The organism is Sulfitobacter albidus (genome assembly GCF_018200035.1).
GTDB classification, from domain to species: domain Bacteria; phylum Pseudomonadota; class Alphaproteobacteria; order Rhodobacterales; family Rhodobacteraceae; genus Sulfitobacter; species Sulfitobacter albidus.
The window spans coordinates 15,256-41,634 of sequence record NZ_CP073581.1 but is presented as its reverse complement, the minus strand read 5'-3'; the positions used below and the strand labels follow the sequence as shown (position 1 = coordinate 41,634).

The 26,379-nt window shown below is 64.1% G+C and carries 18 protein-coding genes and 6 pseudogenes; 7 read left to right on the top strand and 17 right to left on the bottom strand.

Going from position 1 to position 26,379, the window contains the following annotated elements:
• Window positions 1–27 precede the first annotated feature (27 nt).
• From KDD17_RS00185 to KDD17_RS00160, 6 genes and pseudogenes are all read right to left on the bottom strand, one after another.
• Window positions 28–1,311 (bottom strand): ABC transporter substrate-binding protein, encoded by a 1,284-nt coding sequence (locus tag KDD17_RS00185; protein ID WP_212704742.1) that lies wholly within the window; start codon window positions 1,309–1,311, stop codon window positions 28–30.
• A gap of 102 nt (window positions 1,312–1,413) precedes the next feature.
• A pseudogene (locus tag KDD17_RS00180) lies at window positions 1,414–2,525 on the bottom strand (branched-chain amino acid ABC transporter permease).
• 84 nt (window positions 2,526–2,609) lie between these two features.
• Window positions 2,610–3,616, bottom strand: a pseudogene (locus KDD17_RS00175) (branched-chain amino acid ABC transporter permease).
• A gap of 77 nt (window positions 3,617–3,693) precedes the next feature.
• The gene (locus KDD17_RS00170) at window positions 3,694–4,512 is read right to left on the bottom strand and encodes an ABC transporter ATP-binding protein (RefSeq protein WP_212704741.1); all 819 of its coding nucleotides are present in this window, start codon (window positions 4,510–4,512) and stop codon (window positions 3,694–3,696) included.
• Window positions 4,509–5,021, bottom strand: a complete 513-nt coding sequence (locus KDD17_RS00165; RefSeq protein WP_212704740.1) for a hypothetical protein — start codon at window positions 5,019–5,021, stop codon at window positions 4,509–4,511. Before KDD17_RS00165 ends, KDD17_RS00170 begins: the two co-directional genes overlap by 4 nt.
• Window positions 5,018–7,006 (bottom strand): AMP-binding protein, encoded by a 1,989-nt coding sequence (locus tag KDD17_RS00160; protein ID WP_212704739.1) that lies wholly within the window; start codon window positions 7,004–7,006, stop codon window positions 5,018–5,020. Before KDD17_RS00160 ends, KDD17_RS00165 begins: the two co-directional genes overlap by 4 nt.
• A 167-nt stretch (window positions 7,007–7,173) precedes the next feature.
• Between KDD17_RS00160 and KDD17_RS00155 the strand changes: the two are divergent.
• From KDD17_RS00155 to KDD17_RS19190, 3 genes and pseudogenes are all read left to right on the top strand, one after another.
• Window positions 7,174–9,083 (top strand): annotated as a pseudogene (locus KDD17_RS00155) (hybrid sensor histidine kinase/response regulator).
• Window positions 9,080–9,436, top strand: a pseudogene (locus KDD17_RS19195) (response regulator transcription factor); the annotation flags it as partial. The pseudogenes KDD17_RS00155 and KDD17_RS19195, both read left to right, overlap by 4 nt.
• 224 nt (window positions 9,437–9,660) lie before the next feature.
• A complete protein-coding gene (locus KDD17_RS19190; RefSeq protein ID WP_431358163.1) occupies window positions 9,661–9,780 on the top strand; it encodes a winged helix-turn-helix domain-containing protein in 120 nt (39 codons plus the stop codon).
• Here KDD17_RS19190 and KDD17_RS00145 read toward each other — a convergent pair.
• Genes KDD17_RS00145 through fdhF form a run of 3 tightly spaced genes read right to left on the bottom strand, consistent with a single transcriptional unit; the run spans window position 9,777 to window position 14,733 of the window.
• Window positions 9,777–10,979 (bottom strand): hydantoinase/carbamoylase family amidase, encoded by a 1,203-nt coding sequence (locus KDD17_RS00145; RefSeq protein ID WP_212704738.1) that lies wholly within the window; start codon window positions 10,977–10,979, stop codon window positions 9,777–9,779. The two genes, KDD17_RS19190 and KDD17_RS00145, sit on opposite strands and share 4 nt — an antisense overlap.
• Before the next feature lie 21 nt (window positions 10,980–11,000).
• Window positions 11,001–11,927, bottom strand: coding sequence for an HNH endonuclease (locus KDD17_RS00140; RefSeq protein WP_212704737.1), 927 nt, complete (start codon window positions 11,925–11,927; stop codon window positions 11,001–11,003).
• A 37-nt stretch (window positions 11,928–11,964) separates the two neighbouring features.
• Window positions 11,965–14,733 (bottom strand): formate dehydrogenase subunit alpha, encoded by a 2,769-nt coding sequence (gene fdhF / locus KDD17_RS00135; protein ID WP_212704736.1) that lies wholly within the window; start codon window positions 14,731–14,733, stop codon window positions 11,965–11,967.
• A gap of 173 nt (window positions 14,734–14,906) precedes the next feature.
• Between fdhF and KDD17_RS00130 the strand changes: the two genes are divergently transcribed.
• Together KDD17_RS00130 and KDD17_RS00125 are read left to right on the top strand one after the other, a co-directional pair.
• A complete protein-coding gene (locus tag KDD17_RS00130; RefSeq protein WP_212704735.1) occupies window positions 14,907–15,560 on the top strand; it encodes a histidine phosphatase family protein in 654 nt (217 codons plus the stop codon).
• A gap of 11 nt (window positions 15,561–15,571) precedes the next feature.
• A complete protein-coding gene (locus KDD17_RS00125; RefSeq protein WP_212704734.1) occupies window positions 15,572–16,189 on the top strand; it encodes a glutathione S-transferase family protein in 618 nt (205 codons plus the stop codon).
• A 124-nt stretch (window positions 16,190–16,313) separates the two neighbouring features.
• Here KDD17_RS00125 and KDD17_RS00120 read toward each other — a convergent pair.
• From KDD17_RS00120 to KDD17_RS00100, 5 genes and pseudogenes are all read right to left on the bottom strand, one after another.
• Window positions 16,314–17,044, bottom strand: a pseudogene (locus tag KDD17_RS00120) (SDR family NAD(P)-dependent oxidoreductase).
• Window positions 17,041–17,607 carry a DUF3833 family protein gene (locus tag KDD17_RS00115; RefSeq protein ID WP_212704733.1) on the bottom strand — a complete coding sequence of 189 codons (567 nt, stop codon included), beginning with the start codon at window positions 17,605–17,607 and terminating at the stop codon, window positions 17,041–17,043. Before KDD17_RS00115 ends, KDD17_RS00120 begins: the two are co-directional and overlap by 4 nt.
• Window positions 17,604–18,848, bottom strand: a complete 1,245-nt coding sequence (locus tag KDD17_RS00110) for an MFS transporter (RefSeq protein WP_212704732.1) — start codon at window positions 18,846–18,848, stop codon at window positions 17,604–17,606. Before KDD17_RS00110 ends, KDD17_RS00115 begins: the two co-directional genes overlap by 4 nt.
• A complete protein-coding gene (locus KDD17_RS00105) occupies window positions 18,845–19,606 on the bottom strand; it encodes a DUF1365 domain-containing protein (protein WP_212704731.1) in 762 nt (253 codons plus the stop codon). The genes KDD17_RS00110 and KDD17_RS00105 overlap by 4 nt, the downstream gene beginning before the upstream one ends.
• Complete coding sequence (locus tag KDD17_RS00100) at window positions 19,603–20,925, bottom strand: NAD(P)/FAD-dependent oxidoreductase (protein WP_212704730.1); 1,323 nt, start codon at window positions 20,923–20,925, stop codon at window positions 19,603–19,605. The genes KDD17_RS00105 and KDD17_RS00100 overlap by 4 nt, the downstream gene beginning before the upstream one ends.
• A 264-nt stretch (window positions 20,926–21,189) precedes the next feature.
• On the opposite strand from KDD17_RS00100, the gene KDD17_RS00095 reads away from it, so the two are divergent.
• Window positions 21,190–21,696 carry a sigma-70 family RNA polymerase sigma factor gene (locus KDD17_RS00095; RefSeq protein ID WP_284438383.1) on the top strand — a complete coding sequence of 169 codons (507 nt, stop codon included), beginning with the start codon at window positions 21,190–21,192 and terminating at the stop codon, window positions 21,694–21,696.
• 4 nt (window positions 21,697–21,700) lie between these two features.
• Window positions 21,701–22,351, top strand: coding sequence for a ChrR family anti-sigma-E factor (locus tag KDD17_RS00090; protein WP_212704728.1), 651 nt, complete (start codon window positions 21,701–21,703; stop codon window positions 22,349–22,351).
• On the opposite strand, the gene KDD17_RS00085 is transcribed toward KDD17_RS00090, so the two are convergent.
• The 3 genes and pseudogenes from KDD17_RS00085 to mutL form a co-directional block, all read right to left on the bottom strand.
• The gene (locus KDD17_RS00085; RefSeq protein ID WP_212704727.1) at window positions 22,352–23,362 is read right to left on the bottom strand and encodes a threonine ammonia-lyase; all 1,011 of its coding nucleotides are present in this window, start codon (window positions 23,360–23,362) and stop codon (window positions 22,352–22,354) included. It abuts the gene before it with no gap.
• On the bottom strand, window positions 23,359–24,513 hold the full coding sequence (locus KDD17_RS00080) for a DNA recombination protein RmuC (protein ID WP_212704726.1): 1,155 nt from the start codon (window positions 24,511–24,513) through the stop codon (window positions 23,359–23,361). The genes KDD17_RS00085 and KDD17_RS00080 overlap by 4 nt, the downstream gene beginning before the upstream one ends.
• Window positions 24,510–26,353, bottom strand: a pseudogene (gene mutL, locus KDD17_RS00075) (DNA mismatch repair endonuclease MutL). The gene KDD17_RS00080 and the pseudogene mutL overlap by 4 nt, the downstream one beginning before the upstream one ends.
• Window positions 26,354–26,379: the final 26 nt, after the last annotated feature.

Sequence of the window (26,379 nt, the reverse complement as noted above, 5' to 3'; positions counted from 1 at the left end):
GCGCGCTGCGGCCGGCGGTAAAGCGGCTTACTTGCAGCCGACCTCTATGTTGTTTTCGCTCGCGTAGGCGGTGCTGTCTTCCTCGATCAGCGGCCCGATCACGTCCATATCCGTCGGCGCGAAATCCGAAATCAGGCTCCACTCCTTGGCTTCGGCATCCCACTGGGTCATCCCCACAAGGCCGGTGCCGCCGTGGTTTTCGCACGAGACGTTGAACTCGGGGCCAAAGTTCGGCAGGCCAAGCGCCGCCATCTTGGCTTCCGTGATCTCCAGCGCTTCCATCCCGTCCCGCATCATCGCGGGCGTGATGTCTGCAACACCGTGGATCTCCTGCGCGGTCTTGGTCGCTTCCGCCGCCAGCATCGCCGCATAGAGGCCGCGGTTATACAGAACCGTGCCGATCTGATCGCCTGCACCGGCGGCCAGACCCTTGTCGACCACATGCGTCTGGATGTCGTCGAATACCGGGAAATCGCTGCCCACACCGTGGAACGTCAGCGCCTTGTAGCCGTTTGCCGCAGCACCCGCCGCCAGCACGTCGTTCTCGGAGCCGGACCACCAGATGCCGATGAAGTTCTCCATCGGGAAGCGGATGTTGGCGGCTTCCTGAACGGCCACCTGGTTCATCACGCCCCAGCCGTACATGATCACGTTGTCAGGGCGGTCGCGGCGGATCTGCAGCCACTGCGATTTCTGCTCCTGACCGGGGTGATCCACGGGCACCAGGCTCAGCTCGAAGCCGTGCTTTTTCGCCAGCTCTTCGAGCGTGCGGATAGGCTCCTTGCCGTAGGCGGAGTTGTGATAGACCAGCGCGATCTTCTTGCCGTTCAGATCCCCGTCGTTGGTCTCCAACAGGTAGTTGATCGCACCCGACGCGCCGTTCCAGTAGTTGGCGGGGTAGTTGAACGTGTGGCTGAACACCTCACCGTTGGCCGCCGACGTCCGGCCATAGCCCATCGTGTGCATCGGGATGCCGTCCGCGGTGGTTTTCGGGATCAGCTGGTAGGTGATGCCGGTCGACAGCGGCTGATACACCAACGAGCCTTCGCCCTTCGTGCTCTCATAGCATTCCACACCCTTTTCGGTGTTATAGCCGGTCTCGCATTCCAGCACGCGGGTGATCTCGCCGCCGATGCCGCCATCACGCTCGTTGAGCATGGTGAAATAGTCCTGATAGCCGTCCGCAAACGGGATGCCGCCCGCGGCGTAGGGGCCGGTGCGGTAGCTCAGGCTGGGATAGACCAGATCGGCCATGACAGGGCTTGCCGCCATCAGGCTTGCGACGGCGAGTGTACCTAGTTTGTATTTCATCGGTGTTTCCTCCCTTGGATTTTTATCCGATTGTCTTCTTCTTGTCGTCGGCCCCGCGTGGGGGCCGTAAGGCGCGCAACACGCGCGCCATGTGCCCTCCCGCTAGTGCGGGAACGGCCACAATCTCAACTTCTCCTTGGCCACGCGCCACAGCTGCGCAATCCCGTGCGGCTCCGCAATCAGGAACACGATGATCAGCAGACCCACGATCACCAGGTTCAAATGCGCCACGATGTCCGTCGGCCAGCCGAACCAGTCGACGCCCACCACCTTCAGCACCACCGGCAGCAGCACCAGAAACGCCGCCCCCGCAAAGGAGCCAAAGATCGACCCGAGCCCCCGATGATGATCATGAACAGCACGAGGAATGATTTCTGAATGCCAAAGGCTTCGCCCACTTCGACCGCGCCCAGATAGACCGCAAAGAACAAAGCGCCCGAAATACCCACGAAGAACGAGGACACCGCAAAGGCCGTGAGCTTGGCGCGCAGCGGGTTCACCCCGATGATCTCTGCCGCAATGTCCATGTCGCGGATCGCCATCCACTTGCGCCCGACAGAGCCACGCGTGAGGTTGCGCGCCACCAGCGCGCTGACCACCGTGAAGAACAGGCAGAACAGATAAACCGCCCAAGGCTCCGTCGAGGGGCCGGTAATCAGCACCCCGAAAATATCCCGCTCCGGCGCGTTGATCTGGCCAGAGGCCGAGTAATTGTAGAACCACGACACGCGGTTAAAGAGCCACACCAGAAAGAACTGCGCGGCCAGCGTCGCCACCGCAAGGTAAAACCCCTTGATCCGCAGGCTCGGCAGGCCAAACAGCACGCCCACCAGCGCGGTCATCACCCCGCCCATGATGACCGACAGGAAAATGTTGAACTCCGGCAGGCGGAACAAAAGCTCCCCGCCCCACCAGATGTCCACACCCGTCATGAACTTGTAGCAACTGTAGGCCCCCACCGCCATGAACCCCCCGGTGCCGAGGCTCACCTGCCCGCAATACCCCACAAGGATGTTCAACCCGATCGCCGCAATCGCGTAGATCAGGAAAGGCATCAACAGGCTGTTCACCCAGTAGTCGTTCAGCACGAAAGGCACGACAAAGATCGCGATGAACAGCACCACGTAATAGCGATACCTGTCGAACTTGATCGGAAAGGTCTGCTGATCCTGGGCATAGGTCGTCGAAAAATCGCCCGCTTCACGGTAAAACATCAGCCAGCCTCCAATTCAGTTATTTGGGTTACGGGGTGGGCGGGTGTCGTGGCGCGCAGCGACACGCGGTCGCCCGGCCCGTCTCTAAACGCGCTCAATGATCTTCTCCCCGAACAATCCCTGCGGACGGAACACCAAAAACAGCAGCGCCAGCATGTAGGCAAACCAGTTCTCCGTAGCCCCCCGAGAAAGGGCGCACCGATCAGGAACTCGAACAGCTTTTCGCCCACGCCGATGATCAGCCCGCCGATGATCGCTCCGGGGATCGAGGTGAAGCCGCCCAGCATCAGCACCGGCAACGCTTTGAGCGCGATCAGCGACAGCGAGAACTGCACGCCCGATTTCGCCCCCCACATGATCCCCGCGACAAGGGCCACGAAACCCGCCAGCGACCACACGAGGATCCAGATGAAGTTCAGCGAGACCCCGACAGACAGCGCCGCCTGATGGTCATCGGCCACGGCCCGCATCGCGCGCCCCTGTTTGGTGTACTGCGCAAAGGCCACCAGCCCGGCCACCAACACGACCGCAACGACCGAGGCGACGATATCGAGATTGTCGATGAAAATCCCCGTGCCCCAGGCGTCAAACGTCACCGTATCCAGCCAGACGTTCAGACCCTGCGGCAGGCACGCGCCCTCGGCGGCACAAACGTTCAGCGCTTTCAGCTCGGATCCCCACATCAGATCCGCCACCCCTTCGAGGAAATAGGCCAGACCGATCGTCGCCATGAACAGGATGATCGGCTCCTGCCCCACCAGGTGGCGGAACACGAACCGCTGCACCGCCCAAGCCAGCACGATCATCACAATGACCGTCAGCAGGATCGCGGCGAAGGAATGCACCGACCAGCCGAACTTGTGCACATCCGTGCCGAATATCGCGTTGATCAGATGCGCGAACGGCACCTGCCCGTTCTGGATCCCCACCAGCGTCATCGCCGCAAACAGCGCCATGACCCCCTGGGCGTAATTGAAAATCCCCGACGCCTTGTAGATCAGCACAAAGCCGAGCGCGACCAGCGCGTAAAGAACCCCGGCCATCAGCCCGTTCAGAAAAACCTCAAGCGTAAATACCAGCTGTTCAGGCATCGTTCATCTCCTTGGCGGTGCATCCACCGGTGTACGCGTGGTGCACGTCCTGTGCACAAAGTGTGACAGACGAAATATCAGTCATGCGCGACCCCCAGATAGGCGTCGATCACCTCTTGGTTGTTGCGCACGTCCGATGGCGTGCCGTCGCCGATCTTCTTGCCGTAATCCATCACGACCACCCGGTCGCTCAGGTCCATCACCACGCCCATATCGTGTTCGATCAATGCAATCGTGGTCCCGAATTCGTCGTTCACCGACAGGATAAAGCGACTCATGTCCTCTTTTTCCTCGACGTTCATCCCCGCCATCGGCTCATCGAGCAGCAAAAGAGACGGCTCCGCCGCCAGTGCCCGCGCCAGCTCCACCCGCTTTTTCAAACCATAAGGCAGACGCGCAACAGGCGTCTTGCGAATGGCCTGAATTTCCAGAAAATCGATAATCTGTTCCGCGACTTCGCGGTTCTCGATTTCTTCCCGCTCGGCCTTTCCCTTCCACAGGGTCTGGGCCAGCATCCCGGTTTTCATGTGGGTCAGACGCCCGGTCATCACGTTGTCCAGAACGCTCATCCCCTCGAACAGCGCGATGTTCTGGAACGTGCGCGCGATGCCCTGCTGGGCCACCTGAAACGGCTTCATCCGGGGACGAACCGATCCCTTGTACCAGACCTCGCCCTCCTGCGGCACGTAGAAGCCCGAGATCACATTCAGCATCGACGATTTGCCCGCCCCGTTGGGGCCGATAATCGCGCGGATCTCGCCCTCACGGATGTCGAACGAGATATCCTTGATCGCCTCAACCCCACCAAATCGCAGGGTAATATTCTTCATCTCCATGACCACCGGGCCGATGGTGCGCCCGTCCTCGGTCACATAGCTTTCAGCGTTGTCTTTCATGGCGCGTCTTTCGTGCAAGTCATGTCATCGTTGTCGGGCATCGTGACCCATGCGGTGATCGAGGTCGTGCCGTCGGCGTCCAGCGCAAGCGCGCCATGCGTGCGGATGCGGCCGTCCTGTCGCATCGCGATCAGCACGCGCCCGCCGTCTTCAAGCGCGGTGTCGCAGGACGCAGGCAGCGCCATATCCAGCGCCGTTACCGCCGTGCGAAACGCATCCGCCGCAACGGGCGCGTCGGTCATCAACGCGCAGGCCCGCAGGGGCCCCGCACCCATCGTCGCCATCAGAAACGCACCGTCGGGCGCGCGAAAATAGGTGGGCATGAACCCGGCGATGCCTTCGGGCTCCAGCCCCTCCGCCTCTGCCGTGGTGGCCTGCAAGCCGTCCAAATCCAGCGGCGCCCCCGTCACGATCGGCGTGACGCAGCGCACCATAGCGGCCTCCAGCGGCGCTGGACCGGCGTGGCCAGCGGGCGCAAGGGCCGTGAGGATCAGCGCCAACGCCTTCATTCAGCGGCCATTTTCTTGGTTTCGACGGGCACCACCTTGGCCGAGCGCACTTCAAGCGTCGCCTTGATAGACCCTTTGCGCCCGTCCTCATAGGTCACTTCGGTCTCGGTCGAGACCGATTTTGACCCGTCGTACAGCGCATTAATGATATCGTCATACTTCTCGCCGATGATCTTGCGGCGCACCTTGCGGGTGCGTGTCAGTTCCCCATCGTCGGCGTCCAGTTCCTTGTGCAGCACAACAAACCGGTGGATCTGGCATCCAGACAGCATTTCGTCCTGCGCGACAGAGGCGTTGGTTTCCTCCACATGGGACTGGATCGTATCCATCACCTGCGGATGCCGCGCCAGTTCCTGGTAGGACGCATAGCCGATGTTGTTGCGCTCTGCCCAGTTGCCCACCGCCGTCAGGTCAATGTTGATGAAGGCGGTACATTCCTCACGTCCGTTGCCAAAAACGACTGCCTCGAGAATGTTGGGGAAGAACTTCAGCTTGTTCTCGACGTATTTCGGCGCAAACAGGCTTCCATCCGCCATCTGGCCCACGTCCTTGGCGCGGTCGATGATGCGCAGGTGGCCGGTGTCCGGCTCGATAAAGCCTGCGTCGCCCGTGGCGACCCAGCCTTCGGCGTCCTTGGTGTCTGCCGTGCTTTCGGGGTTCTTGTAGTACTCTACAAACACGCCGGGCGAGCGATAGAACACCTCGCCGCTTTCCTCGATCCGCAGTTCCACACCGGGGCAGGTCACGCCGACGGTATCACTGCGCACCTCGCCATCGGGCTGGGCGGTGATGAAAACCGTCGCCTCCGTCTGACCGTAGAGTTGTTTGAGGTTGATCCCCAAAGAGCGATAGAAATCAAAGATTTCCGGGCCGATCGCCTCACCGGCGGTATAGCCCACGCGCACGCGGCTGAAGCCCAGCGTGTTCTTGAGCGGCCCGTACACGAACGCCTCGCCCATGCGGTATTTCAAACGGTCGCCAAACGACACATCCTTGCCGTCCAGAATGGCCGGACCGACCTTGCGCGCGTGCGCCATGTAGCGGTCGAACAGCCACTTCTTGAAGCGGCTGGCGTCCTCCATCCGAATCATGACGTTGGTCAACTGCGTCTCGAACACCCGCGGCGGGGCAAAGTAATACGTGGGCCCGATCTCGCGCAGATCGGTGTGCATCGTGTGCTCACTCTCGGGGCAATTGGTGCAGAACCCCGTCCACAAAGCCTGCCCCACGGAAAAGATGAAATCCCCCACCCAGGCCATCGGCAGATAGGCAAGAATATCGTCCGATTGCCGCAGCTTGTCGAACTCGGACGATGATTTTGCCGTCTCGATCACGTTGCGGTTGCTCAGCACCACGCCCTTGGGCTTACCGGTCGTGCCGGAGGTATAGAGCATTACGCCCGTGCTGTCGTAATCCAGCTTGGCCTGCCGCGCCTCCAGCTCTTTGATGTGTGTGTCTCGCGCCTTGCGACCGCGTTCCTGCAACGCCTGATACTGGTCGAGTGCGGCATGGTCGTAGCGGCGCATGCCGCGATCGTCGAGGTAGATCATCCGCTCGAATTCGGGCAGCTGATCCTGCACGTCGATGATCTTGTCGACCTGCTCCTGATCGCCCACAACGGCAAACCGCGCGCCGCAGTGGTTCATGACATACGCCATCTCTTCGGCGTTGGCGTCCTGATAGAGCGGCACGGGCACCGCGCCACACATCTGCGCCGCCATCATCGCCCAATAAAGGTACGGACGGTTGCGCCCGATGATCGCGACAAAATCGCCTTCCTTGATGTCCAGCTCCATGAAGCCCAGCGCCAGCGCCTCGACCTCTTCGCGGGTCTGCGACCAGGTCCAGCTTTGCCAGATGCCGTATTCCTTTTCCCGGTAGGCGGGCGCATTGGCGAATTGCACGGCATTGCGGTGCAGCAATGCAGGCACGGATTGCAACTGCCCCGAAGAGCTTTCACGTGTGGCCAAGATGTATCCTCCCATATCCCGCGCCCCGCGCGGGTGATCGCGTTAGCCGCGATTCAGTGAGCGCCAGAATGACAGCTTGATCCTGCGCGTCAACTTTTTCCCAAGAATTGCGCAATCCTAACGAATTGTAACCGGGGCATTTGCGGCTTTGACACGGCGCAGGTGCGGTGCAATCTGATAGGATGCAACGCGGCGACGATGATACCACCCGGATGACGATTGCGGGGCTGAACCTGATCGGTCAGGCCCTGTCGATCTACGATTCCGATCTGCGGCTGGTGCTGTGCAACGCGCCATTTCAGCAGATGTTCGCGCTGCCCGATGCGCTGGTCACCCCCGGCGCCTCCTTTGCCGATACGATTACCTATCTTGCCGCGCAGGGCGAATACGGCGAGGTCGAGGATGTCGCGCGCTTCGTCGCGGAGCGGATCGCGCAGGCCCGCACCTTCCGCCCGCACTACATGGAGCGCGCACGCGCCAACGGGCGCACCATCTCGGTCGAGGGATCGCCGCTGCCCGGCGGGGGCTGGGTCACTGTCTACACCGATATCTCGGCGACCAAGGCGCAGGAGACGTTGCTGCGCGCCCGCGCCGGTGCGCTCAGCGATCAGGTGCTGACCCATGCCGAAAGGCTCGCGCAGACCAACCGCGAACTGGCCGCGATGATCCACACGCTTGAGGAAACCCAACGCCAGCTGACGGCGTCTGAGGCCCGCGCGCGGCTTACGACTGAAATGATGCCAGCCCATATCGCCCACGTGGACGCGGGCGGGAGATACACTTACTCCAACCAACGCCTTGGCAGCATCGTGCCGGGCCGCCCATCCGAGATCCTCGGCCAACCGATCCAGGACGCACTTGGCCCCGCGATTTTTGCCAAGATCGAAGGCGCGCTGCAATCGGCCTACGCGGGCACGGCAGCGGTGCAGGAGTTCACCGACGACGCGTCGGCCCGCCGCATTCGCACCTCCTTCACGCCAGACCACGCAGGCGGCGTCTATATCCTGACAATGGACGTGACCGAAGAAACCCAGACCCGCGCCGCCCTGCAACAGACCCGCCGCCGCGCGCTGGCGGGGCAGATGATTTCGGGGCTGGCGCATGATTTTTCGAACCTGCTGACGATCATTCTGGGCCAGCAATCCAAGCTGATGCAGACGGATGATCTGCCTCCCGGCGCGGTCCCGCTGATCGACGCGACGCTGGCCGCGACCCGGCGCGGCGGCGATCTGATCGACGGGATCAGCCGCGTGACCGACCCGCGCGGGCTGCGCCCCGAAGCCACGGATGTGGCTGCACTGATGCGCGATCTGGCCGCCCTGGCCACGCCCGCCCTGCCCGACGGCATGACGCTTGAGATCGACGTGACCGCAGATATCGGCACCGTGCTGATCGATCGCGGCGCCGTGCAGGACAGTCTGCTCAACCTCATCCTGAACGCCCGTGATGCGGTGGGCACGGGCGGGCACATTGCGCTCGGGGTACGCCGGGTGCACGATCTGTGGCTGGAATGGCAACTGGACGACGACGGCCCCGGTTTCACGGCGACGGCGCTGGAACAGGCGCTCGATCCGTTCTTCACGACCAAGGGGCGGAGGGTACGGGCCTTGGCCTGCCGATGGTCTACGACATGGCGACGCTTGCGGGCGGCAGTGTGCGGCTGGGCAATACCGCCCACGGCGCGCGCGTGACGCTGCGCTTGCCCTACCGCCCCGCACTCAGCGCGCAAAGCGGCCTTGCCCTGCTGGTCGAGGACCGTGACGATCTGCGTGCGGTCGTGCGCGACATGCTGATGGATCTGGGCCACACGGTGATCGAAGCCGCAGGCGTGCCCGAAGCACTGGCGCTACTCACGGATCTGCCCGACATCGGCCTCATCCTGTCCGACATCCAGTTGGAGGGGGAAGCGACCGGCCTCGATCTTGCGGCTGCCCTGCCCACAGACGCGCCGCCGCTGGTGCTCATGACATCACTGCCGCCCGACGACGCGCTGTTTCGCGCCGCACAGGCCCGCGCGCCGGTGCTCCGTAAACCGTTCGAACGCGACGCGCTGGCCCGACTGCTCGGGCCCCAACCGGTCGCCGCGCAATGAACCGCCCGCTGATTTCGATCCTCGACGATGAGCCGGAAATCCGCGCGCTGCTGTCCGACACGCTGACAGAGGCAGGCTTTGACACCCAAAGCTTTGGCCGCGCGGCGGCGTTCGAGGCGGCGCTGAAAACCCGCGTGCCGGATGTCTGTCTGGTGGATTTGTCGCTGCCCGATACCGACGGGCTGACCCTCGTGCACCGGCTGGCGCTGGAAAAGGGTGCGATCGTGATCATCATCTCGGGCCGCGCGCAGGTGCAGGACCGGGTGACCGGGCTTGAGCTGGGGGCCGATGATTATATCGCCAAACCGTTTGAGCCTGCCGAGGTTGTCGCCCGCATCCGCGCGCGCCTGCGCAGCAATCGCCCCACCCCGCAGGCCGGCAACAGCGCGCGATTCAACGGCTGGACCGCGCATTTCGACCGCTACGTGCTTGAGGACGCCGGCGGCGCTGAAACCCCCTTCAGCCACGCCGAGGGCGAAGTGCTGCGCCTGTTTCTGGACGCGCCCAAGCGGCTGATCAGCCGCGCGCAGATGCAGGAAAGCCTGGGGGCGCCGCATCCGAGAGTTTCGACCGCGCGATGGACGTGCGCATCAGCCGCCTGCGCACCAAGCTGCGCGAGGACCCCAAGAACCCGCAACTCATCAAGACGATCTATGGCGCAGGCTATATCTTTCTGGGTGATGTGGTCTGGAGCTAACCGCGCCCGATCCGGGCCACTGCGTCGGCCAGTACACGCAGACCCAGCACCAGATCCGCCTCGTCTGTGTCCTCCTCAAAGGCATGGCTGATCCCCCCGATGGAGGGGGTGAAAAGCATCGCGACCGGCATCAGCCGCGCCACATTCGTGGCATCGTGCAGCGCCCCCGAGGGCATCCGGCGCCATGCCCCCGGCGCCTGTGCTTCGGCTGCCCCTTCCAGCGATCTGCGCAGGGCGGCGTCCATCGCGACTGGTTCCAGCCCCAGCATCTCACCGAAGGTGACCGTCAGGCCACGGGCCTGCGCAACCTCCTCTGCCAGATCGCGGATGATCCGCTCCATCCGGCCCAGCCGGTCCGCGTCGCCATCGCGCCACTGCATTGAGAACGCCGCGCGCCCGGGCACGATCGACGAGGCGTTGGGATGCAGGGCGACGTGGCCAGTCGTCCAGACGGTCGCGGGGGTGACGACATTGGCAAACCGCGGCTCAAGCGCCGCCGAGAACGCGGTGAGCGCGGCAAAGGCATCGCGGCGCAGGTGCATGGGCGTGGTGCCCGCGTGGTTTTGCTGACCCTCAAAGGTGATCTTCATATCGCGGATGCCGACGATATCGGTGACGACGCCCACGCGGTCATCCGTGCCGTCCATCACCGGCCCCTGTTCGATATGCATCTCGATGAACCCGGTGAATTGCGCGGGGTCCACAGGCCCCGTCACCAGATCACCCAACGCGTCCCGCGCCGCCCCCAACGTCACGCCCTCGTGGTCGGTAAAGCCATCGGCACGCGCCTGCGCCACCTGCCCCGACCAGACGGCTGAGCCCGTGGTCACGCCAAACCGCCCTTCCTCGTCCTGAAACGACACAACCGACACCGCAGGCCCGCCCGCTGCCTGCGCCGCGCGTGCGACCTCAAGCCCCGCAATCACGCCCAGCGCCCCATCCAGCCAACCGCCCTCGGGCTGGCTGTCGGAATGCGAACCCAGCAGGATCGACGGCCCCTTGGCCAGACCAAAGAGGTTGCCCATCGCATCCATCTCGACCCGCAGCCCGGCATCCGCCATGCGCTGCGTCAGCCACGCGCGCGCGGCGATGTCAGGGGCGGAATAGGCCGGGCGCGACACGCCCTTCCCAACACCCGCAGCACCGAATGTGCGCAGGTGGTGCAGGTCATCAAGGAAACGGTTGGGGTCGATGTGCATGGAGGATCCTTGGCGCAGGTTTCAGGCAGCGAACTGTCCAAAGACGTTTTCGCGGTGGTATTTCAAATAGCTCTCATGCGGATGATGGCGCGGATCGGGCGGCAGGAAAAGGCGCCCCGCGGGCGCGATCAGCCGCGCGACCACATCCTGCGGCACCTTGTTGTGCGAAATCAGGATGCTGTGATCCTCGGCCACGCCCAGAAGCCCGCGATCAAACATCCAGTGCAGGGTGCCCGAAAGCGCCAGACCGTTGCGCACGATGTCCGGCCCCCTGTCGCTGACGGGCCGGATATGCGCGGCCTCGACCTCCGGTCGCCCGCCGCCGTTGGTCAGCGACAGCCCCGACATCGCACAGCGATTGTGGTAGGCGCGTTTGACCTGCCGCGCAAAGGCTGCATCGCGCAGGGGGCGCGACGACAAAACCTGCCTGCGGTCAACGTCCAAAGGTGCGCCGCCAAATGCCGCCTGCGCCTCGGCAAACCCCGGCTGGGCCGCGTCCTCAAGCGGGCGGCGCGCCATGCCCGACACGTCCTCAACCGGGGTCAGCCCATGGTTCACGATGGCCGCAAAATCTGCGGGCGGCAGCGTGCGCACGGCCAGCGTATTGGCACCCGCGCGGTAGGGTTTGCCGTCCGGTCCGCGCAGCACGGATTCAAACGCCGTGTCCTGCGCGTTGCGGCGCGGAACGACGCGCTCGAACTCCAGCAGCGTGGCCGGGTCGAGGATCGCAAAATAATGATCGTCCTGCGCCGGATCCGGGACCACATCCGCAACCTGCTGCACCGCGACATAGCCAAACGCGCCCGCGTTCTTGCTCTCATAGAACACCACCCAATCGCCAATCGTGGCGGTGACCTGCGCAAGGTACTGCTTGGGGAAATGGTACACCTCCCCCGGGCGGTCCGCGTAGATCGAGCGGGGGTTCTGGATGAAAACAGCGTGTGCCATGCGTCAGTTCAACGCCCAAATACATGGCACGACAAGCCTATTCCGCCGCGACCGCCGTTTTCGCCGCTTCCACCCGCACGGCAGAGAATTTGAACTCCGGGATCTTGCCGTAGGGATCGACCGCCGGGTTGGTCAGGATGTTCGCCGCCGCCTCGACATAGGCGAAGGGCAGGAACACCATGTCGGGCGACACGGCGCGATCCATCCGGGCCATGATCTCGATGCTGCCGCGTTTGGTGGTCAGGCGCACGAATTCGCCCGGCTCCACCCCCAGCTTGCGCAGGGTCGACGGGTGCAGCGAGCAATTCGCCTCCGGCTCCACCGCGTCCAGCACCGTCGAGCGGCGGGTCATCGAACCGGTGTGCCAATGCTCCAACTGCCGCCCCGTGGTCAGGATCATCGGATATTCGGCATCGGGCGTATCGTCGGGCGCGATGATGCTCGCGGGGGTGAAGCGCGCACGCCCATCCGCACGCGGGAACCCGTCGGCAAAGACGATCGCCTGACCGGGATCCTCTGGCGACAACGATGGATAGGTCACCGCGTTCTGCTGCTCCAGCCGCTCCCACGTGATGTTGTCGAGCGATTTCATGTTCAGCTTCATCTCGGCAAACACGTCCGCCGGGGAGGTGTAGGACCACTCAAGCCCCAGACGCTTGGCCAGCTCGACCTCGATCCACCAATCGGGTTTCGCCTCTCCGGGTGGGGTGACGGCGGGGCGGCCCATCTGCACCTGACGGTTTGTGTTGGTCACTGTCCCCGCCTTTTCCGCAAAAGCCGCGGCGGGCAGGATCACATCGGCAAAATTCGCCGTTTCGGTGATGAAGATATCCTGCACAACCAGATGATCGAGCTTCGCGAGCGCATCGCGCGCGTGCTCCACATCCGGGTCCGACATGGCCGGGTTTTCGCCAAGGATGTACATGCCGCGAATGTCGCCCGCGTGCACGGCATCGAGGATCTCGGTCACGGTCAGACCCTTCTGCGCGCTGAAGTCGCCGCTTTCCCACACCTCGGTAAAGGCAGAGCGCACGCCATCGTCGGTCACCGACTGATAATCCGGCAGGAACATCGGGATCAGCCCGGCGTCAGAGGCGCCCTGCACGTTGTTCTGCCCGCGCAGCGGATGCAGCCCCGCGCCGGGGCGACCCACGTGGCCTGTCATCAGCGCGAGCGAGATCAGGCAGCGCGAGTTATCCGTGCCGTGGATGTGCTGGCTGACCCCCATGCCCCAGAAAATCATCGCCGCATTGGCCCCGGCAAAGGTGCGGGCGACATCGCGCAGCGTCTCGGCATCAATGCCGCAGATCTCTGCCATCTTTTCGGGGGTGAAATCCTTGAGGTGCGCCTTCTCCGCCTCCCAATTCTCGGTGTAGGCTTCGATATATTGCTGGTCGTACAGCTCTTCCTCGACGATCACATGCATGATCGCGTTGAGCATCGACACATCCGTGCCGGGCCGGAATTGCAGCATATGCGAGGAATGACGTTTGAGCGCCTGACCGCGCGGATCCATCACAATGAGCTTGCCGCCGCGTTTGGTGAACTGCTTGAAATAGGTGGCCGCGACGGGGTGGTTTTCGATCGGGTTGGCGCCGATGACGATGGCCACATCGGCGTTCTCGATCTCGTTGAAGGTGGCCGACACCGCGCCGCTGCCCACGTTCTCCAACAGGGCAGAGACCGACGAGGCGTGACACAGCCGGGTGCAGTGATCGACGTTGTTGTGGCCAAACCCCTGCCGGATGATCTTCTGGAACAGATAGGCCTCCTCATTGGTGCATTTGGCAGAGCCAAAGCCCGCAACCCCCGTGCCGCCGATCGCGCGCAACCCGTTTGCCGCCCGCTCCAGCGCCTCGTCCCATGTCGCCTCGCGGAACACTTCCAGATAGTTGCCGGGATCCACGTTCAGCCCCTTGGCGGGCGCGTCGTCGCGACGGATCAGTGGTTTTGTCAGCCGGTGATCGTGATGGATGTAGTCAAAGCCAAAGCGGCCCTTGACGCACAGCCGCCCCTCGTTGGCGGGCCCGTTGATCCCCTCGACGTATTTGACCTTGTTGTCCTTGATCTTCATCGAGATCTGGCAGCCAACACCGCAGAACGGGCAGATGCTTTCGACCTCGCTGTCGAAATCCGCCGTGTCGCCGCGCTGGTTCTCATCGGTTACGGTGGCGGGCAAGAGCGCGCCGGTCGGGCAGGCCTGCACACATTCGCCGCAGGCCACGCAGGTGGAGGCGCCCATCGGATCGGCCATATCAAACGTTGGATAGGCATCCGCCCCGCGCCCGGACATACCGATCACGTCGTTGACCTGCACCTCGCGGCACGCGCGCACACACAGCCCGCAGGATATACAGGCATCAAGGTTGACGCTCATCGCCACATGGCTGTCGTCGAGCAGCGGAATGCGCCCCTCTTCCATCTTCGGGAAACGGCTCGTATCGGCGCCCTGCGCATCAACGACATCCCACATGTGGCTGGAGCGGTCGTGGGCCTCGTCGCGCTCCGGATGATCGGCCATCAGCAACTCAACCACCATCTTGCGCGCGGATGTCGCGCGGGCGCTGTCGGTGGTGACGACCATCCCCTCTGCGGGTTCGCGGATGCAGGAGGCCGCCAGCGTACGCTCCCCCTCGATCTCGACCATACAGGCACGGCAATTGCCATCGGGGCGATAGCCCGGCGCCGGTTTGTGGCACAGATGCGGGATCTTGAGACCGCGGCCATTGGCCACTTCCCAAATGGTCATGCCCGCCTCCGCCTCGACGGTCTTGCCATCGAGCGTGAATGTAACAGTCGCAGACATCGGCATCCTCCAAAACACTTGCCATCTTCTACCGATCCCCCCGCGCGCAAAAGGCTTGATCCCGACACGATGCCCGCCAATTCCGCCATCACCGGTGCCGGAGGTTTCCGATAGACCCCTTTCGCCGCCCCGCGCAGTTCCCTATCAGGGAGAGCAACACCGAAAGGCACGCCATGTCCCTGATTACCCTCATCCGCCACGGCCAGGCCAACTCAGGCGCCACAGACGAGCAAAGCTATGACCGGTTGAGCGATCTGGGCCACAGGCAGGCCGCGTGGCTGGGCGAGCATCTGCGTGGCACCGGACTGGTGCAGGCCAGGCTCTATACCGGCACCCTGCGCCGCCATATCGAAACGGCGGATGGCATGGCGATGGGACTGGAGCCCATCCGCGACCCGCGCCTCAACGAGTTGGAATATTTCACCCTCTCGCAACTGCTCGCCGATCAGCACGGCATCCCCTTCCCGACCGAACAGTCGGAATTCATCACCCACCTGCCCGCCGTCTTTACCCACTGGCGCGACGGCAAGATTGAAGGGGCCCCGGAAAGCTATGACGCCTTCCAAAGCCGGATCCGCGACGCAATCAATGAGATCGCCGCAGGCGCCACCCCCGCCCTTGTCGTTACCTCCGGCGGGCTCATCGGCAATGTCATGGGCCAGCGGATGTCGCTCGACATTGCCGCCACCGCGCGCCTGACCATCGCGATCTTTCACACGTCGCTGCACCAACTCTTCGATATCGGCGGCACGCTAAGCCCGACGCTGTTCAACGCAACACCCCACCTCGACCGGGCCGACCGCCAAACCGCCCGCACAAATATCTGAAAGGCCACACCATGAAACTCTTTGCTGCTCCCGGCACCGTCGCCGTCGCCCCCGCCATGGCCCTGATTGAGGCGGCCATCCCCCACGAGATTCAACGCATCGATTTCGCGGCGGCCGAACAGACCAGTCCCGACTACGCCCGCATCAATCCAAAGGGGCGTGTCCCGGCCCTCGCGCTCGAAGATGGCACAATCCTGACCGAAACCGGCGCGCTCCTCGAATACATCGCAGCGGTGGCCACGGATGCGAAACTCGTTCCCGACAATAGCGTGGAGGCCGCGCATATGCGGAGCGTCATGTACTATCTCGCCTCGACCATGCACGTCGCCCATGCCCACAAAATGCGTGGCACCCGCTGGGCTGACAGCCCGGAAAGCCACGCTGACATGACCGCAAAAGTGCCCCAAACCATGACGGCCTGCGCCCGCTATATCGAAGAGAACGCCTTTTGTGGCCCCTTCACCTGCGGTCACGCCATCACATTGGCAGATTTCTATCTCTTCGCGGTCTGCAGCTGGCTCGAAGGCGACGGCGTCACCGTCAGCGACTTCCCGAAAATCACGGCTTTCCTTGCCGCAATGTCCAGACGCGATAGCGCGGCGAAACTGCGTCAGGATGGATGGCTCTGACCCTCCCCCTGCACCCTTTTGAAAATACCTGATCCAACGCGGCGTAGCACACACTCCATAATTGATTGAGTGTGCCAGACGCCTTCCCGTACCGGGCCGCCCCGCAGGGGGCGCCAACAAGCCTCTAGCTGAAAATCCGGTAGTAGAGACCGTCGGGCAGGAACTGGCTCAGCCTGAATACGAGCGAAAAGGCCCAGGGGAAGCTTTTCTTGAAACGGTCCGTGTTCATATGCTCAAACACTTCACGGCCCGCCTCATCGGGTTGCATCAGGAAGGGCATTTTGAAATCGTTCTTGTCCGTCAGCTGTGTCTTGATGAAGCCGGGGTTGATGACCTGCACCTTGACACCCGTCTTGCGCAGATCCGCGTGCATGCATTCGGCAAGCGACATCGTCGCCGCTTTTGATGCAGTATAACCGATGGACCCCGGCAGCCCCTGAAACCCGTCAGGCTGGAGGTAATGACGATATGGCCCGTATCCCGCGCGACCATACCCGGCACCACCTGCCCCATCACGCGCATCAGGCCGGTAAAGTTTATGTCTGCCATCGCATTGGCCCGATCCGCATCCCACTCCTTTGCGCCGAAGGGCCAGTACACACCGGCCAAAAAGACGACGCCGTGAATCTCGCCAACCGATTCCGCCGCGGCAATAACGCTCTCGTTGTCGGAGACATCGACGGTGACGACGCGCGCCTTGCCCGGCAGATCATCCGCCAGCGCGCGCAGCTTGTCCTCTGACCGGGCCGAAAGGATCACCTCCGCGCCGGCGCGGCTCAGAAACCCCGCCAATGCAGCGCCAAGCCCGTCGCTTGCCCCTACAAGCCAATACCGTTTGCCCTTCCAGTCGGTCATGCCGCTTCCTTCTTTGAAATTGTTGCCACCAGTTCCGCGACGCGAAAGCCGAACTTGCGAAATTGACTGCGGTTCACGACCGTGCCGTCCGGCGCGAGGTACATGCAGTCAAGCGCGCTGAGCGTGTGGCCCCCGCTGTCCTGCGGAAGTGTTATGGGATACCGGAACAAGACGGTTGGCCCCGCAACGTGGCCCTTGCCCGTGCCCGGCACATCCTCGGCCAGCGCGTCAAAACTGTCCTCGCCCGTCATCTCAAGCGTCCATTCGCGTTCCTGCACGGTGCCGTCGTGATAGGTGAAACGTTCCTCGATCGTACAAACGTCGCCCTTCCAGTTGGCATTGAACTCCGCCGTGAACGTGCTTGTCACCCGTCCCAGCGGGCCAAAGATCGCGCCGACACAATGCATCGGGCCGTTGAGGTGGCGGCGCATGTCGAAGGTCGGCGCCTCACCCACGTAATCCTCTGCCCGTTGCGCCGGGAAATCCGCCAACCGGCGGCGCAGCAGCACGAGCGCGGCCATCAATGCCACCCCCAGCAGAAAGAAAAACAAAGCATCGTTCATGGGCTGCCCCTTTCAAGATCAGTGCGCCACAGCAGCCAGATCGCCGCCAGCTTGAGCACGCAGGGCACGCCCGCGTAGAGCACCCGCAAAAGGTCAATCGCTTCGGGCGGCGCCGGGTTCCCGGATCCGCTGCGGTATCCTGACGCGTCCAGCATCGGCAACAGCACCGCCGCCGCGATCGCCAGCGTGAATTTGGACACGAACGACCATAGCCCGAAACCTTCCGCCGCCGAGGGGGAAATCTGCGCCATGCGTGTCGCAAACAGCGCGGGAAGCAGCGTCAGATCCGCGCCCATCGCCGCGCCGCTTGCCACGCAGACAACGGCAAACAGCCATTGATCCCCCGGCCCCAGAAACAGCGCGCCGCCAAACGCGAAAATCGCCAGCACCATGGCCGACAGCAGGACACGGCCCGTCCCGTACCGCTCTGCCAGCCAGCCCCACAGCGGGGCGGCCCCGGCGGCGGACAGGAAAAACAGAAGCAACAGCGGCCCCTCGAACCCCGGCGCCTCCAGCACACTTTCGACGTAGTACAAAAACAGCGACGCGCTGACAGCGACGGGTGCGGCGTTGAACAGCGCGATGATGAGCAATCGCCGGGCAAGCGGGTCGCGCAGCACCACGCCAAACCCCGCGCCGTCGGGCAGATCGCTGCGCACCCATTCGGCCCGCATCGCCCAGGCCGCCGCCACGCTGAGCATGGCAAAGCCCACGGCAAACCCGGCAAAGGGCGCGCCCATCACCGCACCCAACGCCACGGGCGCCACGGACGCCGCGCAGACGCCCAGCAATGCGCCGGTCTCGCGCCAGCGCGCGAGGCGCAGATGCCCCTTGCCCGGCATCAGATCCGCCTTGGCCACACCTTGCGCGTAGAAACAGATCGTCAGAAAGCTGAACGCCGAGAATACCAGCGTCAGCATCACCGCAAACCACGCGATCGGCGCAAAAAGCGGCTCGACCGCAAAAAGGCCCAGCATCGCCGTGCCGATCACCGCACAGCCAGCCGCCACCGCCGCGCCGCGATGGTTGCGCAGCCGTTCCGATAGCCGCCCCAACAAAGGATCCTGTACGACGTCCAGCAACCGCAACCCGAACAGCACCGCCGCCATCGCCGTGAGCGAGACCCCGTAGGCGTCGCCGTAGAACTTCGGCGCATGGATGTAGATCGGCAGGCCCGCACAGGCGAGCAACGCCGCAAACAGTGCGTAGGCCGGTAACCTTTCGGCGCGTTGAACGCTCATCCCTTGGTCACTTCGTTCTCGGGCGGGGTGGGTTGCGAGCGGAACGTCGCCCCCTTGATCCACAGCTTGATCGCCTGCCAGTGGATCAGCGCCAGCACCCGCCGCGCACCGAAGGGACGTCGCAGCAGCGCCCCCAGAATGCTGCGATTGCTCAGTGGTTGCCGCTTGCCCGTAAGCGTCGCGATCAGCCCGCCCCGCGCCCGGCCGTAGTCGATCCAGATCCCGACACGTCTGTCGGTGATGTCAAAGCGAAAGGTATATTCTCCCTCGACCGGCTGGAACGGCGAGACATGCAGCACCTTCGTCGCCTTCAGCTGATCGCCTGGCGCTATCGCGCGCCCATCCGCATGGTGACACAGATAGCTGTGGCGGTCGCCGAAGGTATTGGTCACCTCAGCGATCACCGCGATCAGGCCCTCCTGCGCATCGCGGCACAGCCAAAAGCTCACCGGATTGAACACGTGGCCCAGCACGCGCGGTTGCGCCAGCAGATCGATACGCGCAACCCCGCCCACCTGATACTGCTCAAGCACGTCGCGCGCCCATGGCGCCCCACGCCCCTGACCCGGCGCGCCGCCGTGGTCACGGTCCAGCAGCGCCGTGACGCCCCTCCCGTTGCGTTTGAACAGCCGGGGCGTGGCCAACTCGGCCTCGGCATCCAGCAGCAGGTAGTCCACGGAGTAGCGAAACGCGTTTTCAACGCTGCCCCTTCGCCCGTGAAAGGTTTGCCCGACGATATGGTCGACCGTGGCGGTCATTCGGCGGCCAAGGCCTTTGCGGCGCGGGCCTGAAGGGCCTGCACCACGTCAACGGCGCTTGCCAGCCCGTCCTCATGAAATCCGTGACGCATCCAGGCACCGCAGAACCAAGTGGCGTTGGTGCCGTTCATCTCGCGCACGCGCCCCTGCGCGTCCAGCGCCGCCAGATCATAGACCGGGTGGCGCAGCGTGACCTGATCATAGATCAACTCTTCGCGAATGGTGCGTTTGGTGTTGAGCGTGACGAAATGCGGATCCGCCTCGGGGATGGGTTGCAGCGAATTCATCCAATAGGTCAGGTCGATCCTGTCGGACTGCGCGGCGCGGTCCTCGGTGTAGACCCAGCTGGCCCAAGTCGCACGACGCTTGGGCATGATGGCCGTGTCGGCGTGCAGCACGATGTCGTTGGGCTGATAAGCAATCGCCCCGAGGGCCGCCGCCTCGGCCGGCGACGGATCGTCGAGCATTGCCAGCGTGTCGTCGGAGTGGGTGGCAAAGACGACCTCGTCAAAACGCTCCCACTCCCCGCCCCATGTCTTGACCTCGACGCCGACACCATCGCGGCGCACCGATTGCACGGCGGCATTGAGCCGGATGTCGACGCCATTGCGTTTCATCGCAGCCTCGACCCGGCTGACGTAGGAGATCGAGCCTCCCGTGACCGTGTACCACTGGTGCTGGCCCGTAACGTTCAGCAGCGCGTGGTTCTCGAAAAACTGGATCAGCGCATGGGCCGGAAAATCCATGATCTGCTCCGTCGGGGTGGACCAGATCGCACCAGACAGCGGCAGAAGGTAGTAGTCGCGGAAATACGTCCCCGTCCCGAGCCGCGCGAGGAATTCGCGCAGGGTCATGCTGCGGTCGCTGTTGGCCAGCGCCAGCGCATCCTTGTTGAACCGCAGGATGTCGCGCAGCATCGCCAGAAAGCGCGGGTTCAGCGCGTTGCGCCGTTGCGCAAAGATCGCGTTGAGACTGGTGAGCGCGTATTCGAACCGCCCCCCGTCGATCGACGCGCCAAAGCTCATGTTGGACTCCACGACCGGCACCTCAAGCGCTTCGAACAGCGCAGCGAGATTGGGGTAATTGGCGTAGTTGAAGACGATAAAGCCGGTATCGACCGGCTGATCCCCGTTCTTGCCCGCCATGACAGTGCGCGCGTGCCCGCCCAGCCGCGCGCCGCTCTCGAACAGGACGACGCGATTGTCGGGCGCCAGCAGATGCGCGGCCCCCATGCCCGAAATCCCCGCACCGATCACGGCAATGCGGCGGGATTTCGGTGCGGTGGGATCATTGGGCCGGTTTGGGGCTTCAAAAGGCATAAGGGAGTGACGTCCTGACATCGTTTTTCTGTTGGGGTTCATACGGGTCAGATACGACCTTGGATGTAAATGAGTTTCAGATTTCTTTTTGATCCGACCCGCCCCTTGCTCCGTACATAGAGCATGTTAGCCTCAGTCCAGACCTCATCGCGCAGAACATCCCGATGGATGCCACCAGCTTTGGCGGGGCCACATACGATTTCAGGGCACCGACACGTGCAGGACGACAGAAAAGAGAAAACTCCCGCTCCATGGATCGACGAGATGATACTCATCCGCGATCGCCGTGACACCGACGCCTTTGCACAGGTGTTTGCGCATTTCGCACCACGGGTTAAGGGATTTTTGATGAAATCCGGCACCGATGCCACCACCGCCGAGGAATGCGCGCAGGATGTGATGACGACGCTGTGGCGCAAGGCACATCAGTTTGATCCATCCCGCGCCTCTGTCGCGACATGGATCTTTACCATCGCCCGCAACCGCCGTATCGACATGCTCCGCCGGGAACGCAGGCCCGAGCCCGAAGAGCTCACCTGGGGGCCCGAGCCCGAGCCCGAGCAATCGCAGGTGATGGAAATACAGGAAGAAAGCGCCCGTTTGGTCGAGGCAATCGCCGCTCTCCCCCACACCCAACGCAGTCTGATCGAGCAGGCTTATTTCGGCGATATGACCCAGTCAGAGATCGCCAAACTCACCGGATTGCCCCTGGGCACCATAAAATCCCGTCTCCGCCTGGCGCTTGAGCGCCTGCGACACGCAATGAAGTAAGAAAATGACCGTAGCCAACATCAAACACCACCTGAACGACGCCACGCTGATGGCCTATGCCGCGGGTACGCTGCCCGAGGCGTTCAACCTGATCGTCGCCACCCACATCACCATGTGCGATCACTGCCGCGCCGCCGCCGAAGCCTACGATGCCGTCGGCGGCAGCCTGATTGCGCGTGACGCAGATGCCGCAGCGATGACCGAGGGTAGCCTTGAATTCGCGCTGTCGCGACTGACCGATGACGCAGGCGATGCGCCTGCCCCGCGCGGCACCAGCCTGCTGCCTGCCCCGTTGCACGCCTACGTCGGCGATGATCTTGACGCGATCCGCTGGCGGCCGCTGGGTATGGGCGTGAAACAGGCGATCCTCAAGACGTCGAAATCGGCAACCGCGCGGCTGCTCTACATTCCTGCCGGGGCGGCGATGCCGGATCACGGCCACCACGGCACCGAGATGACGCTTGTCTTGAAAGGCGCGTTTCAGGACGACGACGGGTATTTCGCGCGCGGCGATGTTGAGATCGCGGACAGTGACGTGCAGCACGTGCCTGTGGCCGACATCCACGAGGATTGTATCTGCCTTGCCGTTACCGACGCGCCCCTGCGCCTTGCCGGGATCGTGCCGCGCATCTGGCAAAAATTCGCACGGATCTGATCAGGCGGCGAGCGAGGCGTAGGGCGCAGCCCCCCGCTTGAGAAGTGTGCCGTAAGTGGCCGCGTCAATATTGGCGCCGCAGACGATGATGCCTGTGCGCTTGCCGTTGAGCCGCCCACGCAGCGGGCCAAACGCGGCGGCGAGGGCGGCGCCGGCGGCAGGTTCGACGGCCAGCTTGGCCTCTTCCTGAAACGCCACCATGCCTGCGCAGATCGCATCATCGTCCAGCAATACGATATCGTCGAGATACCGCGCGCAGAGCGCCATGCTGAACGGCAGCGCCATCGGTGCACCAAGGCTGTCGGCCACGGTGCTGACCCCATCGAGGCTCAGCGCCTCTCCCGACGCCAGCGACTTTGACATGCTGGGCGCGCCCTCGGGCTCCACCCCGTAGACGGCGCAGGCGGGGTTCATCTGCTTGACCGCCGCCGCGATGCCGCTGACCAGACCGCCGCCGCCGATCGAGACGATCACCGCGTCCAGATCCGCCACATCCTGCATCAGCTCAAGCCCGACACCTGCCGTGCCCAGCGAGGTCTGCGGCCCCTCGAAGGGGTGGATGAAATGGCGCCCCTCCTCTGCAACCAGCCGCTCGGCTTCCGCAAAGGTTTCGGCGCCGGGGGCCTTCATGATCACCTCAGCGCCTTCGGCACGGGCGAGGGCCACGCGAAACGGATTGGCGTTGGATTGGATCACCACCTTGGCCGACGCCCCGATCTGCCGCGCGGCCCAGGCGGCGGCGATGGCGTGATTGCCGGCACTGGCCGCCGTGATCCCGCGCGCCCGCTGATCCGCGTCAAGGCTGCGCGCAACGCTCAGCGCGCCGCGCGCCTTGAACGTGCCGGTGTGCTGAAAACACTCCATCTTGAGCGCGAGGCTGCCCCCACCGAACAGCCGCGAAATCAACGGCGTTTTCAGCGGCAGGCTTGGCGTGCGGCGCACGTCGCCTGCGATGGCCGCATGGGCCGCGCGGATTGCGTCGAGGGAGAGGGCGGTGATGGGATCGGTCATGTCAGGCTCCGGTCAGCGTCAAGCGGCAGGATCGCATCCTCCTCCCCCTCGGCAAAGTCAAAATTATCCAGCCGGGTCGCCCGTTTGCCCGCCCGCTCCGCAGCGGTGGTGATCCCGTCGATATCCGCGCGCGCCTGCCGGAAATGGGTATCCAGCTTGCCCACACGCTCTACCACCAGCGTCACATCGCGGTTGAGCAGCGCCAGCGTCTTGCGGATCTCACCCGCCTGCGCGCGCATCCGCGCGTCCTTGAGGATCGCGCGCATCGTGTTCAGCGTCGCCATGCAGGTGGTGGGCGAGACGATCCAGACGCGCGCATCGAACCCCTCGCGCACCAGCTCGGGGAAGTTCGCGTGCAGCTCGGCATAGACGGCCTCGGACGGCAGAAACATCAGCGCACCGTCGGCGGTCTCTCCCTCGAGGATGTATTTCTCCGCGATGTCGCGGATGTGCTTGCGGATGCTGGTGCGCATGTTGGTCACCGCCTGTTTCAGCGCCCAGTCGGTATCGGCCCGGTGCAGCGCCTCGTAGGCTTCCAGCGGAAATTTCGCGTCGATCACGATGGGCCCGGGCGGGTTAGGCAGGTGGATCAGGCAATCCGCCCGCCGCCCGTTCGACAGCGTCGGTTGCAGGGTGTAGCTGTCGGCGGGCAGCGCCTTGCTCACGATATCGCGCAGCTGGATCTCGCCGAATGCGCCGCGCGTCTGCTTGTTGCTGAGGATGTCCTGCAACGACAGCACATCGCCCGACAGTTTGGTGATGTTGTCCTGCGCGCGGTCGATCGCCTTGAGCCGCTCCTGCAACTGCGTGAGGCTCGTGGTGGTCTGCTGGGCGGAGCCGTGCAGCGAGCGGTTGGTGCGCTCCTGCATCTGGTTCAACTGCTCCTGCATCTGCAACTGCACCGCGCTCAGTCGCGCCTCGAAACTCTGGATCAGCTGCCCCTGCGCGTGGGCCTGCGTGTCGGAGACCGTTTGCAGATTGCCACGCAGCTGATCCTGCCCCGCACCCAGACGGTGCAACTGCTGCGTCACCTCCTGCGGCATACGGGCGGGGCGCAAAAGTACCACGACAAGCAGCACGAGGATGATCGCCAGCACTCCCCCGCCCAGCAGTACCAGCTCCTCCGGCGTCAAATCGGCGGGCAGGGTCATGTGCGCCCGAACAGCCGTTCGATATCGCTGAGCTTCAGCTCGACGTAGGTGGGCCGCCCGTGATTGCACTGGCCGGAATGCGGCGTCGCCTCCATCTCGCGCAAAAGCGCGTTCATCTCTTCGGCGCGCATCCAGCGGCCCGAGCGGATGGAGCCATGGCAGGCGACCCGGCTCAGGATCGCCTCGATCCGGGCCTGTACGGTCAGGCTGGCCCCCTCACCGGCCAATTCGTCCAGAATGTCGCGCAGTATGGCCTCGGCGTTGACCTCGCCGAGGATGGCGGGCGTTTCGCGCACCGCGACGGCATCGCCACCGAAGGGCTCAACGCCGAGGCCAAGGCGGGCGAGATCGTCCGCAATCTCCAAGAGCGCCGCGCGATCACCCGGCGACAGCTGCACGATCTCGGGGATCAGCAGGGCCTGTGCAGCGACGCCGTTCTCGGCCATCTGGCGTTTGAGCCGTTCGTAGACCAGCCGCTCGTGTGCCGCGTGCTGATCCACGATGACCATGCCAGTGGCGGTCTGCGCGATGATGTAGTTCTCGTGCACCTGCCCGCGGGCCGTGCCCAGCGGATAATCAGCGGGCGGCTCCTCGCTGTCCTCTGGCCGCTCCTCGCCCTGCGTGGCAACCCGGCCATAGGGGTTGGCCATCTCGGCAAAGCCCGGCGCCTGTGCGGCGTGGGCCGTGTGCCGCGCGCCCGCACTGGGGCGGTCCATCTGGTAGACACGCGCGGGGCCGACAGGCTCGGGCCGCAGCGCGCCCAGCGTCGCATCCGCCACGGTGGTGGAGGCCCGGTGACCCGCGCTTGCCAACCCGTGGCGCAGTGCCGAGACAATCAGCCCGCGCACCAGCCCCGGCTCGCGAAAGCGGACCTCGGATTTTGCGGGGTGCACGTTCACATCCACCAGCGTCGGGTCGCAATCCACGAAGAGCGCCGCCGCCGGGTGCCGATCCCGGCTGAGGAAATCCATATAGGCGCCGCGCAGCGCGCCGATGAGCATCCTGTCCTTCACCGGGCGCCCGTTGACAAAGAGGTACTGCTGCACGGCAGAGCCACGCGAATAGGTCGGCAGGGCGGCAAATCCCGTCAGGTGAAACCCCTCGCGCTCCGCATCGATCGGCAGGGCGTTTTCAGCAAAATCCCGGCCCAGCACCTGCCGCAACCGCCCGTGCAGCGCGTCGAACAGATCTCCCTGCTCTGCTTCGGCACGAAAGACGTCGCGCCCCTCCCCGCCGGAGACATCGCGCAGCACGAAGCGCACGAAGGGCTCCGCCATGGCGAGGCGTTTGACCACATCGCCGATGGCCTGCGCCTCGGCCCGGTCGGTGCGCAGGAACTTGAGCCGCGCGGGCGTGGCGTAGAAAAGATCGCGCAGGGTGACGACCGTGCCGCCGGTCAGCGCCGCCGGTTTGATCGCCGATGCCGTGCCCCCGCTGACCGTGATCTCGGCCCCTCGGCGCCCGCCGCACGGGAGGTGATCGTCAGACGGCCCACAGCGCCCAGCGAAGGCAATGCCTCACCGCGAAAGCCAAAGGAATGGATGTTGAGCAGATCGCTCCCGTCGATCTTGGACGTGGCGTGGCGCGACAGCGCCAGCGGCAGATCGCCCCCCGCAATGCCGCAGCCATCGTCGGTCACGCGGATGAGCGTCTTGCCCCCGTCGGCGTATTCCACGGTGATGCGGCGGGCACCTGCGTCGATCGCATTCTCGACCAGCTCCTTGACGGCGGAGGCCGGGCGTTCGACCACCTCACCGGCGGCGATGCGATTGATCGCCGCCTCATCCAGCTGCCGGATCACGGGCGCCTGTGCGCTTATGTTGGGGTTGGGTTGGGCCATGCCGCTAGACCTAGCATGAGCGCGCG